This is a genomic window from Gammaproteobacteria bacterium, from assembly GCA_016195665.1.
Classification (GTDB): Bacteria; Pseudomonadota; Gammaproteobacteria; order SURF-13; family SURF-13; genus JACPZD01.
The window spans coordinates 1-12,741 of sequence record JACPZD010000024.1 but is presented as its reverse complement, the minus strand read 5'-3'; the positions used below and the strand labels follow the sequence as shown (position 1 = coordinate 12,741).

The window sequence follows — 12,741 nt, the reverse complement described above, 5'->3', positions numbered from 1 at the left end:
GGGGAAGGTAAACGTTGTCGAACAGTTATGGCGTTGTATATAAAACCGTGATCCCCCTGTCCACCATCCGCCGTTACCTCATCGCCGGCCTTCTGGTCTGGCTGCCGCTCAGCGTCACGCTGCTCGTCATCAAGCTGCTCGTAGACCTGATGGACAACACGCTGCTGTTGCTCCCCGAGGCCTACCGCCCCGACACCTTGCTCGGCTTCCACCTTCCGGGGCTCGGCGTCGTGCTTTCGATCACCATCCTGTTTGTGACCGGCATCGTCGCGGCCAATTTTTTCGGGCGCCGCCTGGTCGAGGTGTGGGAAAGGCTGCTGGCCCGTATCCCGCTGGTGCGCTCGATCTATTCCGGCACCAAGCAGGTCTCGGAGACCTTGTTCGCGCCCGGCGGGCAGTCGTTTCGCAAGGTGTTGCTGATCGAATATCCGCGGCGCGGTCTGTGGACTGTGGCGTTCCAGACCGGCACTGCGGCGGGCGAGGCGCAGGCGAAAACGGCTGACGAGGTCATCAACGTCTACATGCCCACCACACCCAATCCGACCTCCGGGTTTTTTCTGATGGTGCCAAAACGCGATGTGATCGAGCTGGACATGAGCGTGGACGAGGGGCTCAAGATGATTATCTCGATGGGCGTGTTTGTCCCGGCGTGGCGCAACAAGGATTCGAGCAAACCCCCTACACTTAGCCCCAATCTTTAAGTTCATATTTTCTAGGAATTGATAACCATGCGCAGCCATTATTGCGGCCATCTCAACACCTCTCTGGAAGGCAGCCAGGTAACCCTCTGCGGCTGGGCGCACCGCAGGCGCGATCACGGCGGCGTGATCTTCATAGATCTGCGCGACCGCCAAGGCTTGGTGCAATTGGTGTTTGACCCCGCCAACAGCGAAACGTTTTCCGTCGCCGAGCGAGTCCGCAACGAGTACGTGCTGCGCATCACAGGCCGGGTGCGCCACCGTCCCGAGGGCACGGAAAATCCGCATCTCGCCACAGGTCAGGTCGAGGTGTTGGGCGAGCAACTGGAAATATTGAACAGCGCGCAACCGCTACCCTTCCAGCTCGACGAAGAGAACGTCAATGAAGAAACACGGCTGCGCTATCGTTATATAGATCTGCGCCGCGATGAGATGCAGGCGCGTTTTCGCCTGCGCGCGCGCATCACCCATACCCTGCGCGAATTTCTCAACCGGCACGGCTTTCTCGACATCGAAACCCCCTGCCTGACCAAGGCCACGCCGGAAGGGGCGCGCGATTATCTGGTGCCCTCGCGCACCCACCCGGGCAGTTTCTTTGCTCTGCCGCAGTCTCCGCAATTGTTCAAACAATTACTGATGATGTCCGGCATGGAACGCTATTATCAATTTGCCCGTTGCTTCCGCGACGAAGACCTGCGCGCCGACCGCCAGCCCGAGTTCACCCAGCTCGATATCGAGACCTCTTTCATGGATGAGACCGGAATCACCGCTCTTATGGAAGAGATGATCCGCGACCTATTTGCAACTACGCTGGAGGTCGCGCTCCCCAACCCCTTCCCGCGCATGACCCATGCCGAGGCACTGCGGCGTTTCGGGGTAGACAAACCCGATCTGCGCATTAAATTGGAGATCGTCGATGTCGGTGACTTGATGCGCGGCGTCGAATTCAAGGTATTCTCCGCGCCCGCCAACGATCCCAACGGCCGCGTCGCGGCGCTGTGTCTGCCGGGCGGCGGGACGCTTACACGCAAGGAAATAGACGATTACACGCAATTCGTGACCATTTACGGCGCCAAGGGCCTGGCCTACATCAAGGTGAATGACGCCGCGCTCGGGCGCGAAGGTTTGCAGTCGCCGATACTCAAATTCCTGCCCGATGCGGCGGTCACGGAGATCCTCCAGCGCACCGGGGCGCAGAGCGGCGACCTGATTTTCTTCGGTGCGGACAGCGCCAAGATCGTCAACGAGGCGCTGGGCGCCTTGCGCGTCAAGCTCGGCCACGACCGCGGTCTCGTCGAGCACGGCTTCCAACCGCTGTGGGTCACCGACTTCCCGATGTTTGAACGGGACGAGCAAGGCCAGCGCTGGCAGGCGCTGCATCACCCCTTCACCGCGCCCAAGGCAGACTCCACAGAAAAGTTTGAGGCCGATCCCGGTGGCTGTTTATCACGCGCCTACGACATCGTGCTGAACGGCACCGAACTCGGCGGTGGCTCCATCCGCATTCACCGGCCCGAGATGCAGAGCGCGGTGTTCCGCCTGCTCGGCATCGGCGACCAGGAAGCTGAGGAAAAATTCGGCTTTTTGCTGGAGGCGCTGAAATACGGCTGCCCGCCGCACGGCGGCATCGCCTTCGGATTGGATCGCCTGGTCATGCTCATGACCGGCAGCCAGTCCATCCGCGATGTCATCGCCTTCCCCAAGACCCAGAGCGCGGCCTGCCCGCTCACCGGCGCGCCCACGCCGGCCGGCGAACAGCAATTGCGTGAGGTGGGTATTCGTTTACGGCAACAGGCCGCAAAGGAAGTCACGTAGATTGGGTTAGGCGCAGATTTTCACGCCGTAACCCAACAAAGCGGGTCTGGAAGCGGCGCCCGGTTGTTTTATGACTATGGTTATATTACTATGGTCATATCATCCAGTCAGGAGGTTCTATGCAGATTTCCGCGGGCAAGTTCAAGGCGCAGTGTTTGAAGCTTATGGACGAGGTCGCGCAGAAGCGCGAAGAGCTTGTTATCACAAAATACGGCAAACCTATCGCCAGGCTCGCACCGATCGCCCGCCAAGACATAGCTGTGTTCGGGTTCTTAAGAGGCACGGTCGTGACTAAAGGCGACATCGTCGAGCCGCTGGACGAGGCTTGGGATGCGGATGACTGAGAAGCGTCGTCCTCTGCTATTGCTCGATACGCACGCCTGGATATGGCTCATCAATGGCGATGAAAAAAAATTTTCGCCGGCATGTCGTAGCGCCCTGAACCACGCGGGCCGGGAGGGCATGCTACGTGTGTCCATCTTGTCCGTGTGGGAAGTTAGCATGCTGGAGATGAAAGGGCGTTTGCAGTTTACCAAACCCTGCCTGGATTGGATTAACGCTGCCCTCGGCGCGCCGGGAGTAGAGCTTGCGCCGTTAACCGTCGAGGCAGCAGTTGAGAGCAGCCGGTTACCCGGGCAATTCCACGGTGACCCAGTGGACAGGATGCTGGTAGCTACGGCTCGCAGTCTCGGGGCCACACTGGTTACACAAGATGATAAAATTATCCGCTACGGCAAGCACCGTCACCTGTCGGTTATGCCGTTAATGGGGCGGCGCTGAAGACCTCCCGGAATTTCATGGCGACGATACCGATTAAATCCGACCCGTACTACCTGGACGAGCGCGTCTCCGGCAAGCGTACCCGTGCGACCGAGGCGACGCACGCGGGAGCGCCGCTGCTCACTTATCGTGACGAGAATTTCACCGACGAGGTGGCCGAGGCGACGCAACCGGTCTGGGAAAAACTCCACGACCTGGTGCCCGACGTGGAGTGGCTGCTCAAGGCGCCGCTGGTGCATAAAATTAACCGGCTCAAGCGCGAGCGGCGCGCGATCATTCTCGCGCACAATTATCAATCGCCCGAGATCTTTTACGGTGTTGCCGATTTCACCGGCGACTCGCTGGAGCTGGCGCGCCGCGCGGCGGCCCTGGACAAGGACGAGGCGCCGATCATCGTCATGTGCGGCGTGCACTTCATGGCCGAGACGGTCAAGGTGCTTGCCCCCGACCGCACCGTGCTGATTCCGGACGTCAACGCAGGCTGTTCATTGGCGGAGAGCATCACCGCCGCCGATGTGCGCCTGCTCAAAGAGCGTTACCCCGGCGCGCCGGTGGTCACCTACGTGAACACCTCCGCCGAGGTCAAGGCCGAGTCGGACATCTGCTGCACCTCGGCCAACGCCTTGGAGATCGTGGAGGCCGCGGCGAGCGAGTTCAAATCCAAGCGCGTGATCTTTCTGCCCGATCACTACCTCGCCATGAACGTCGCCGCGCAGACCCGGATCGAAATCATCGCCTGGCGCGGCACCTGCATGGTGCATGAACGCTTCACGCCGCAACAAATCCAGAGCTTGCGTGAACAATTTCCCGGCGTGCGCGTGCTGGTGCACCCCGAGGCCCCGCCCGAGGTGTGCGCCGTGGCCGATTTTGTCGGCTCCACCTCGGGTATGATCAAAGACGTGGGGCTATCGCACGCCAATAAGGTGGTCATGGTCACCGAATGCTCAATGGCCGACAACGTCGCCGCCGCAAACCCGGGCGTGCAGTTCGTGCGCCCCTGCGTACTCTGCCCGCACATGCAGCGCATCACGCTGCCAAAAATCCTCACCTGCCTTGAGACTTTGCAACCCGAAGTTAAGATTACACCTGAAATCGCCGCGCGCGCGCGCCGCCCAATCGAGCGCATGCTTGGACTCAGCACCCGTTTCAAGTCCCAGGCCGCCAAGGCGACGCTGGACTGAGTAACCCTGCGGCTCGCCCATGGTTCAGATAGTCATACAATGAACTTGACCCCTATCCTTCATAACCGGCCCGAGACAGCGGGGCGAAGCGCCGCTGGTGAGGGTCCGCGTTCATGGCCTTGTTAGCGATCAATCATTTTCCGGGCGGACACGATAACAGTTCGCCCTACCAAGAGAGGCCAAGAGCAGTGCCTTAGAACATGAATCCGGTTCTCGGGGGTGATGGTTCGGTACTTCCGCTCTTCAAGACGCAGGAAACGTAGCCATCCGACGCCAATGAGCGGTGCCAAAGGCACCAGCCAGAACACTGATGTCTTCTGAACCTTGTCAATGCTTAGTCTTACGTCACTGAAGTCCGCGTCGAGAAGAGAATGCGCGAGATAGAAGTACGGAATAGGTGTTATGTGACCACCCGTGGAATAGAGTTTGTCGTTTTTTACGGGAAGCGGGCCGAAGAGGTTAGCGAAACCGCTAACCAAGTACCGAACGCGTGAATACGCGTTGAGAACATTAGGCGTCGAAATGATGAGTAGACCGCCCGGTTTCAGCACCCGACGTGCTTCGCGAAACAAGCTGCGGTAATTCTCCAGGTGCTCAACGACTTCAGAGCACGTTACCAGATCGAATGCAGTGTCTGAATACGGCAGGGGCTCGCGATTCAGATTGACTTTGGACATTGGTACTCCATCGAGTCCAAACCTTTCAATATGAAAGTCGCACGCAACGGACTCTACCGGCAATCGCGCTCTCATGAGTTGAATGAGTTGCCCTCCCCCGGCGCCAATATCGAGGTGCTTTAGCGTCGGCACGTCCCGGTCCGAGCCACCGCATTCTCTCTGGGCCACACGAATTACCGATTCATATATCTGCGCCGTGCTCAAAACAGTGTTCTCCGGTTGATCGCTAACGTCGAGCTGTGCGGCGGGCCAGCACAGCGGTTGCTAAGGCGCGATGCTGGCGGCCTGTCCGCACCAGCGCGAAGTAAGGCTGACCGCACACGGCAGAGAGTTTGCGAGCGGCACGAGCGCAAGCAAACCGTACTGCAACGGAAAGCGATGCCGACCACGAAGGAAGCAGCGCACATGACCGCGAGAAGCGACGCACTCGCACAGCGCTCAAACGAACGTGACTGTCTCCGAACTGGATTGTTCGGAAAAGCATCAGCGGTGCTGTAGACCGCGCGGTGAAAGGACGATGCCACGAAGCGCGAGGCGGCCGAAGGCGGCCGGTTGCTGCGCGCATCGCGATGATTGCTGGACAATGCTCTGAAAGCGGTGAGCGAAGCCGACCGCGCTGCTCGCGCAAGGCACGATGTAAAGCAACACGAGAATTGTTCAATGGATGGTCTCTCACCCGAGGCCTAACCCCTGAATTAAGCCGAGCCGCGAAGCGGCGTCGGCTTGAATGGATTGTTAGGTGCGCTCACGAGCACGGCCAGACCAAGCCTTGGTGAGCGCCCCGATAACGAATACGACCCCGACAAAGGCCAACTGGTAAAAGGGCAGAAAGATAAACAGTAAGCCGCTTTGAGGGTCAGGTTGTACGAAGAAGCCCTGCCAAAAGAAATACAGCCCGAACAGCATCGTGGCCAAGGCACAAATGGGCAAGACGATGAGCCATGGCCCGCTTGCGGCCACCCGGCGAGCGAGGACAAATAACGCCGCATACGGGGAACAAGCCCAAAGGATGACCAGGATGAGGAACTGCAGTGTTCTTGATTCCGCGCCTTGGGCCGCATAGATCGCAATCCCGAGCGTCAAGATGCCACCGAGAAGCGTAAGGCCTTGCGTTAAGGCTTTGAGCGGCATGTCGAATTCTCCAAGCGTACCTAACGTAAAGTTGAGGGGCGCGCCGCTTTTGGCGCGTCCCGCTCGAACGCCGGGTTGGGCGTCTTTGCGTCAGAAACACCCGGATTGGTCACGGATGGACCTTCTCATGCCTTTCCAGCATTTGCACGAATTGTGAAATTTTCTTGGCACGTGTTTCGGTGTTTTTGGCTGTTTGAATCCTGAACAGAACGGCATATCTATTCCGACTATCAAGCGTTCCAAAGAAGTTTTTTGCCCGCGTATTGCCATCGAGTGCCGATTGAAAATCACTTGGCACGACTGATTTACTGGCTGAGTCATATGCCGCATTCCAGCGCCCATCGTGCTTGGCGTGTTCTATTTCTTTGAGACCGGGCGGTTTCATTTTTCCAGCTTTGATGAGGGCAAGTGCCTTTGCTTTATTGATTTTTGACCAAACGCTCTTGTCCGAGCGCGGCGTGAATTTTTGCAGCCAGTACTGTTCGCTGTGTGCCTTCTTTTGTCCGTCTATCCATCCGAAGCAGAGCGCCACTTCGATGGCTTCATCGTATGAAACCGACTGAACACCAACGTCTTTTTTAGCCAGTTGTAACCACACGCCTGGCGACGTGTTGTAGTTATTCTTTAACCATGTGGCCCAGTCCCGTTGTCGCTCAAAGAGTTTATTCGACAGGGTATTGGGTTTGTTTTGAGATTTACTTCCCATCGCAACTCCTGAAGTAAGCGCTCTTGGGAGTTTCAGCCAGCATCTTCATGATCTCCGCGAAGTTATTCGGGGGGATACTCTTGACAGCCGTCTGATGCGCTTCGACGCTCTCCCAGGTTTCGACAACTACGAGCCGGGTCGGATCGTCCAAAGATTGCAGTAACTGACAAGACTGACAACCTGCCGAAGACTCGATTGCCGGGATAACTGAGGTAAGGAATTTTCGGAGGTCATCGGCCCTACCATCCTTCGCATGGAATTCATTGATTCGTGTGATACTCATTGATGCCTCAAATTGTTGACGCCCAACGCTCAAGGTAAGGGGCGCGCCGCTTTTGGCGCGTCCCGATTGACCGCAGTGTTAGGCAGACCTTATGCCCACTTCTTGCCGAGCTCCTCCAGGCCAGCCTTTTGCAAATCCTCCGGGCTCATCAGAACGCGAAATTTACAACTGGCCTCGAAGTTGAGAAAGAAGGGTTCTGCAAAGAAGGGGATATCCGACGGAGTTTGTACGTTAATGATGAAGATTCCGCCGCGTTTTCCGTCTTGCTCAGTGAAGTAGGCCGTCTCCGGCTTGATTGTTTCGAGGATACGCCCAATGATCTCACCCGCCTTTCCGCTTCTGACGAGGGAATTGAAAGGCTCAAGTGGGAATTCGACTGTAAGTAACATTTTCATGTGATGATCTCCTTTTGTTGCGGCATTTGAAGGCGGTGCCGCATACGCCTAACGTAAAGTTGAGGGGCGCGCCGCTTTTTGGCGCGCCCCTCTCGAACGCCATGTTAGGCAGGGCCTGATTGGAGCGCTCGCTGGACAACCGCTGCGTCGGTGTGCTGCCTGAAAGAAATGATTTGACCTGCACCAAACTTCCAGACGTGAGCGAACGGAGCTTTGAAGCTTTTGCCTGTGGCCTTGTACGTTCCACTGTATTCGCCAAGCGCGACTACGGTATCAGCGCTGGCAATAAGCTCATGCGGCACAGCGGCGAAGCCGTTCCACTCGGAGCCAAGCTTTGCGAAGACATTTTGCAGCACGGCGTCAGGACCCACATATGTGCCGCCGTAAGGGAAACCCTCCGCTTCGGTCCAGCTGATGTTCGGCGCGAAAGCAGCAAGCACGGTGGGGACGTCACCGAGTCCGAACGCCGCGTACAAATTGGCGATAGTGTCCGAATACCCAGTCATGATTATTCTCCTGTAAGTTTGTGGATGATTTGCTGCGCTGCCTAACGGCCCGGTTCACGCGCCGGCGCAGCCGGTCGCGTGGAACCGGTTGTTAGGGCTCGCGGTTTTTCCAGTTGTCATGACGTTGCCGCCGCTCCTGACGATAGTTTGTGATTTCCAGCCGCAACCCGTCCGGGTCTGTTAAAAAAACCGCAAAGTAGTCCGGCGCATACTCAGAATACAGCTTGGGCCTACTTATGGAAATATTTTGCTCCTTGAGTCTTCTTGCCGCTTCTTTCACTTCTTCTTCGTTCTCAACCCTCAGACAGAAATGATGAAGCCCCGGGGCATAGGGGTCATGCGCGTTCATGGACCGAGCCGACCGAAGCACATACCCGAAGTGGCGGTTGTAGTATTGAATGTGTTTCTCACCGTCGATTTGAAATTGGTTCTTTTGGAAGCTGAGGATTCCCATCACTGTATCATAAAATTTCTCGGACCTTTCCATGCTCGAGACAGTTATATAGATGTGGTCGATTCCGATGATTTCGGGCATGTTTAGAGCCCTAACGCAGAGCTCAGGGGCGCGCCGCTTTAGGCGCGTCCCCTGGAGCGCCTTGTTGGGCGGCTCATTTGCCGGGAGCCGGGCCGGCGGCCGGCGGAACGGGAGCCGGGACCACATTCGAGATCGGAGGTAGTGACTTGAGATACGCGAACACGGCCCGCAGATCTTCGTCAGTCATCAGCGCGTAATCCATCCATGGCATGGGCGGCAGGATGTCGCGCCCGACGCCAGCATGTTTACCGGTACGGATGGCCTGAATGAAGGTCTCCGGCGACCAGCTTCCCAATCCGGTAACGTCCGGGGTGAGATTCGCCGTAAAACTTATCCCCCACGGTCCGGCCCAGGCGGTAAGATCGTTGTTCGCGATCGCGCCCCACTTGTCGGGCCCGATGACGCCTGGCGGGACCGGGGGCAATTTGGCATCCGCCGGATGGCCCGACAGAAGACGGCTTTTGTCAGGTTCCGGGCCGGCCTCCGTGAACAGTTTCGGCGTGTGACAATCGCCGCATCCTCCTACATTCACGAGATAGAGCCCTCGCTCGACGGGAGCGGCTTCGGGGGTACGCGGCGGCTCCTGCTTTGTGCACGCTACGGCGACGCCTAGTGTAGCCGCGATCAAACAAATTATGAGGAGACTTCGGTGACGAGTTCGCGAATACATCTCTTTCTCCTTTGCAGATGAGTTGTTTTGCACTTGTCAGGCATTCTGTGCCGATACCCTGTCTTGACGGAAGCCCAACGTAGAGCTAACCGGCGCTGCGCGGCCTCATCGCGCAGCGTCCGGTTGAGCGCCATGTTGGGCAGCAACTGGTACGGAAACGGGCTTGCGCGCCTGGAATGAGACCAGCTTTCTGCCGGATGCGGTTTGCCTACGCAGAATGTCTTGAAATATTGCGTCAGCGTTGTGACCGAATTGATTGGCATATTGCTCTCTCAGCAATCGTGTCTCAGTGACGACAGGGTCTTGCCACATGGCCTATTCCTCCGTAAGTTCTTGCGGTGTGCAGATGATGGGTGGCTCGTAGCCAAGTGCCCGGCAGGTCGACTCAATTTTTGGCCGAGTATGCGCATTGGCTATATGGGTGCAATTCCAAGTAAGTAAATATTCGATGCCATTTACGGCAGCAATAGCCACATGGTAAGCATCAATTTCGGCCCTAGCGGGAAGAGCGTTGCGGCGGATGAGTTCCTGACCGAGCGCCCGAACCTCCTCTGTAGCTTGCAGCTCCAGAATGTCGGCGATTGCAGCAAGGCGACGTTGCGCTGCCTCTGGATGCCCGAGACTGGCCTCGGCAATTACAAACTCCGATATGAGAAGATCAAATTTAGGTCGCTGCGTCTCCCACCACTCAAGGGTGACGTTCTGATTAGCCACCGCACGGATGTCGTTATTCGGACGTGCCGTAAGGTAACTAATAACCGAAGTTTCTACATAAACCTTTGCTTTCAAAGTGCCACCTTGTTTTGCTGCGGTAGATGCTGACAGTTCACAGTTTATCACGGCGAGTGGCGATCACAAATGTACTGGGTCTGGGATGCCCAACGTAAAGTTGAGGGGCGCGCCGCTTTTGACGCGTCCCTCTCGAACGCCATGTTGGGCGGCTTTGCAAGATCAACCGCTTTACTTGACTCCGATCACCATTGAGTCCGGCCCGACAAGGTGTTCCACTCGCGTCGTGGAAAATCCTGCTTCTTTCATCCAGCCTGAACAGTCACGCCCGGTATAGTCGAAGCCTCCCGGCGTTTCGATGAGCATGTTCAAGCTCATCATCAAGCCAAATGCATTTTTCGACCGCTCATCGTCAATGATTGCCTCGTAGACGACGAGTGCGCCGCCAACGGGCACAGCGTCAAAAGCTTTTTTGATGAGCATTTTTTTCGTGGGAAGATCCCAGTCGTGCAGGATATGCCCCATCAGCACGACATCGGCTTTTGGAATACCTTGTTTGAAAAAGTCGCCATGCTGAAATCTAAGTCTATCAGTGACATCAGCCGTCGCGGCGTATTCCTCGAAAATCGGCGCCACTTCCGGCAAGTCAAACCCAATACCTTGTAAATGCGGATTGGCCAACGCGATTTGCACTGCAAGATCACCTTGCGCGGTACCGACATCAACGAACGTCTGATAATCCTTCCAAGGAAAGGCGTGGGCGATGGTCATATTGGCACTATGGCTGATACCGGTCATTGCGGTGAGAAATTCCTTCAGGCGCGCGGGATCGGCGTAGAGCGTCTCGAACAAACCCGCGCCACCAAACTTTAGTTCGTTTTGCGGCATTCCGGTACGAAGTCCCTCGGTGAGGTGCCCCCAGAATGGATAGAGGCGAAAATTGGCCATCTCGAGAATGCCGCCCACGTATGATGGTTTTTTTCGATCAAGGAAGAGGGCGGTCTCAGGTGTGTTTGCGTAAACATCAGCATTCCGCGTCAGAAATCCGAGTGCCACGAGAGTGTCAAGAAAGTCGCGTGCCGAGCGAGAGTGCAGACCAAGGCGTCCGCTAAGGGAGTCGAAGGACTCCGGGCCGTGCGCCAATTCCGTGAAAACGCCCATTTCGACAGCACTCAAGAGTGTCTTTGAAGCCCAAAACGACATCCCTGTTTGCAAGATTTTTTCTGGACTCAGTTGCTCGTTCATATTGCTTCCCCTTTTTTTCTGTTGTGACAAAGAAGGCGTTGCCACGCCGCCCAACGTAAAAGTAAGGGGCTGCGCGCTTTTGCGCAGTCCCGCTTGACTGCCGGGTTAGGCTGGTTTGAACGCCCGAAGGTCTCAAACCGAGTTGTGACGGTGTGGCCTCAAGCTGCGACGGTCACTCCGTTTTGCTTGAGCACCTCCAACACCTTGGGAAGGTCGGGAGGGCCTGGGGGGATTTCCTTGCTGATGGCGGTGAACATCTGCGTGGCAAATCCGCCTTGGCCGGTGAGTTCGAGCATCTCGCCGCCGCCGACACCGAAGCGAAAGCCATGCACTGTGTTAGCGGGCACGTGCACGAGCGTACCGGGGATGCACATTACGGTCTTGCCTGCGCAGGTGAACTCAACTTTGCCCTTGAGGATATAGAAAGACTCGTCCCAATTGTGGCTATGCGGCGGCGGACCCATTCCCTCGTCGCCCTGCTGCAGGGTGATCTCATAGGCTTGTGTCGCTGAGTTTGATGCCAGCACGGTTATCTTGACACCGAGCACATTCAACGCGGGATCGTAGTCTTTTGGTGTCACAACAAACGGTTGAGCCTTCATGGTGTTATTACCCCCAGTGGATAAAATGAGTGATTGATCTGTGCGGCCTAACGCGCGCTCAAAAGTTTCCAGCCTTAAGATTTCGTCGGAATTCATGCCCTTCCTCACTGGAACCGACAAGCTCAGTAACGACCCCAATCGCCGAACGAGTATCGAAATAACCAACACGCAAGACGGGCAATTTGAAACTCTGAATTAGTGGATAGCCCGATGCCTCCAAGTGTTGGGCGGCCGCATCGTATTCAGAATCATCAAGCCAATAAGCAATATGCTGTACAGCGGCATCATGCATTGTCAATGATTGATCGAACATGCTGGCACCTGAGACGGGCTGAATCAATTCAATCTGCACCTCGCCTGCATAAGCTATGTACAAATTAAACACCCAGTCAGCCGGCTTACCCAGATAAGTTCCTTCCGTATCTTTCGCGCTAAGGTTCTCCATGCGAAGAAACTTCTCAATACCCATGGTCTCAATGAAAAATTTTTCCGCAGCTGCAATATCTTTTACAACCCAGGCTATTTGACAAAATTTTGATGCAAGAATGGCTTTGTTTTTATACATCCGTTGACCTCTTTTGTTGCGGCATTTGAAGGCGATGCCGGATACGCCTAACGCAGAGTTGAGGGGCGCGCCGCATTTGGCGCGGAATCTTCCCCCAATAAAATTGACACCTGATTAAGCGAATTGAATTTCATACTTCGCGGGTGACACATAATTTAAAGATGAGTGCATTCTACTGTGGTTATAGAAAGGAAAATAGCTGCGCAATGCAGTAAGCAATTGG

General features: G+C 56.2%; 18 protein-coding genes. 5 read left to right on the top strand and 13 right to left on the bottom strand.

All coding sequences use genetic code 11. The features are described 5' to 3' along the window. Nucleotides 1–65: 65 nt before the first annotated feature. The 5 genes from HY028_06280 to nadA all read left to right on the top strand — a co-directional run bounded on the left by HY028_06280 (nt 66) and on the right by nadA (nt 4,474). Nucleotides 66–701 (top strand): DUF502 domain-containing protein, encoded by a 636-nt coding sequence (locus HY028_06280; GenBank protein ID MBI3344444.1) that lies wholly within the window; start codon nt 66–68, stop codon nt 699–701. A gap of 27 nt (nt 702–728) precedes the next feature. Next, nucleotides 729–2,513 carry an aspartate--tRNA ligase gene (aspS, locus tag HY028_06275; GenBank protein MBI3344443.1) on the top strand — a complete coding sequence of 595 codons (1,785 nt, stop codon included), beginning with the start codon at nt 729–731 and terminating at the stop codon, nt 2,511–2,513. A gap of 119 nt (nt 2,514–2,632) precedes the next feature. Further along, complete coding sequence (locus HY028_06270) at nt 2,633–2,857, top strand: type II toxin-antitoxin system prevent-host-death family antitoxin (protein ID MBI3344442.1); 225 nt, start codon at nt 2,633–2,635, stop codon at nt 2,855–2,857. After that, the gene (locus HY028_06265) at nt 2,850–3,293 is read left to right on the top strand and encodes a type II toxin-antitoxin system VapC family toxin (GenBank protein MBI3344441.1); all 444 of its coding nucleotides are present in this window, start codon (nt 2,850–2,852) and stop codon (nt 3,291–3,293) included. The genes HY028_06270 and HY028_06265 overlap by 8 nt, the downstream gene beginning before the upstream one ends. A gap of 17 nt (nt 3,294–3,310) precedes the next feature. After that, complete coding sequence (gene nadA, locus HY028_06260) at nt 3,311–4,474, top strand: quinolinate synthase NadA (protein MBI3344440.1); 1,164 nt, start codon at nt 3,311–3,313, stop codon at nt 4,472–4,474. A 122-nt stretch (nt 4,475–4,596) separates the two neighbouring features. On the opposite strand, the gene HY028_06255 is transcribed toward nadA, so the two are convergent. From HY028_06255 to HY028_06195, 13 genes are all read right to left on the bottom strand, one after another. Then, nucleotides 4,597–5,355 carry a class I SAM-dependent methyltransferase gene (locus HY028_06255; GenBank protein MBI3344439.1) on the bottom strand — a complete coding sequence of 253 codons (759 nt, stop codon included), beginning with the start codon at nt 5,353–5,355 and terminating at the stop codon, nt 4,597–4,599. A gap of 531 nt (nt 5,356–5,886) precedes the next feature. After that, nucleotides 5,887–6,282 carry a hypothetical protein gene (locus HY028_06250; protein ID MBI3344438.1) on the bottom strand — a complete coding sequence of 132 codons (396 nt, stop codon included), beginning with the start codon at nt 6,280–6,282 and terminating at the stop codon, nt 5,887–5,889. Nucleotides 6,283–6,391: 109 nt separating this feature from the next. Beyond that, a complete protein-coding gene (locus HY028_06245) occupies nt 6,392–6,988 on the bottom strand; it encodes a YdeI/OmpD-associated family protein (protein MBI3344437.1) in 597 nt (198 codons plus the stop codon). Then, nucleotides 6,978–7,271: an antibiotic biosynthesis monooxygenase gene (locus HY028_06240; protein ID MBI3344436.1), complete on the bottom strand. Its 294-nt coding sequence runs from the start codon at nt 7,269–7,271 to the stop codon at nt 6,978–6,980. Before HY028_06240 ends, HY028_06245 begins: the two co-directional genes overlap by 11 nt. Nucleotides 7,272–7,360: 89 nt before the next feature. Next, nucleotides 7,361–7,666: a panthothenate synthetase gene (locus HY028_06235; GenBank protein MBI3344435.1), complete on the bottom strand. Its 306-nt coding sequence runs from the start codon at nt 7,664–7,666 to the stop codon at nt 7,361–7,363. A gap of 104 nt (nt 7,667–7,770) precedes the next feature. Next, complete coding sequence (locus HY028_06230) at nt 7,771–8,172, bottom strand: nuclear transport factor 2 family protein (GenBank protein ID MBI3344434.1); 402 nt, start codon at nt 8,170–8,172, stop codon at nt 7,771–7,773. 91 nt (nt 8,173–8,263) lie between these two features. Next, entirely contained in the window at nt 8,264–8,707 is a 444-nt protein-coding gene (locus HY028_06225; GenBank protein ID MBI3344433.1) for a VOC family protein, read from the bottom strand. 73 nt (nt 8,708–8,780) lie between these two features. After that, the gene (locus HY028_06220; protein MBI3344432.1) at nt 8,781–9,239 is read right to left on the bottom strand and encodes a diheme cytochrome c-553; all 459 of its coding nucleotides are present in this window, start codon (nt 9,237–9,239) and stop codon (nt 8,781–8,783) included. 101 nt (nt 9,240–9,340) lie between these two features. After that, nucleotides 9,341–9,640: a hypothetical protein gene (locus HY028_06215; protein ID MBI3344431.1), complete on the bottom strand. Its 300-nt coding sequence runs from the start codon at nt 9,638–9,640 to the stop codon at nt 9,341–9,343. Nucleotides 9,641–9,692: 52 nt separating this feature from the next. Next, complete coding sequence (locus HY028_06210) at nt 9,693–10,166, bottom strand: type II toxin-antitoxin system VapC family toxin (GenBank protein ID MBI3344430.1); 474 nt, start codon at nt 10,164–10,166, stop codon at nt 9,693–9,695. 171 nt (nt 10,167–10,337) lie between these two features. After that, nucleotides 10,338–11,351: a methyltransferase gene (locus tag HY028_06205; GenBank protein ID MBI3344429.1), complete on the bottom strand. Its 1,014-nt coding sequence runs from the start codon at nt 11,349–11,351 to the stop codon at nt 10,338–10,340. 158 nt (nt 11,352–11,509) lie between these two features. Then, nucleotides 11,510–11,953, bottom strand: a complete 444-nt coding sequence (locus tag HY028_06200; GenBank protein ID MBI3344428.1) for a cupin domain-containing protein — start codon at nt 11,951–11,953, stop codon at nt 11,510–11,512. Nucleotides 11,954–12,011: 58 nt separating this feature from the next. Further along, nucleotides 12,012–12,518, bottom strand: coding sequence for a VOC family protein (locus tag HY028_06195; GenBank protein MBI3344427.1), 507 nt, complete (start codon nt 12,516–12,518; stop codon nt 12,012–12,014). Between the last annotated feature and the right edge of the window lie 223 nt (nt 12,519–12,741).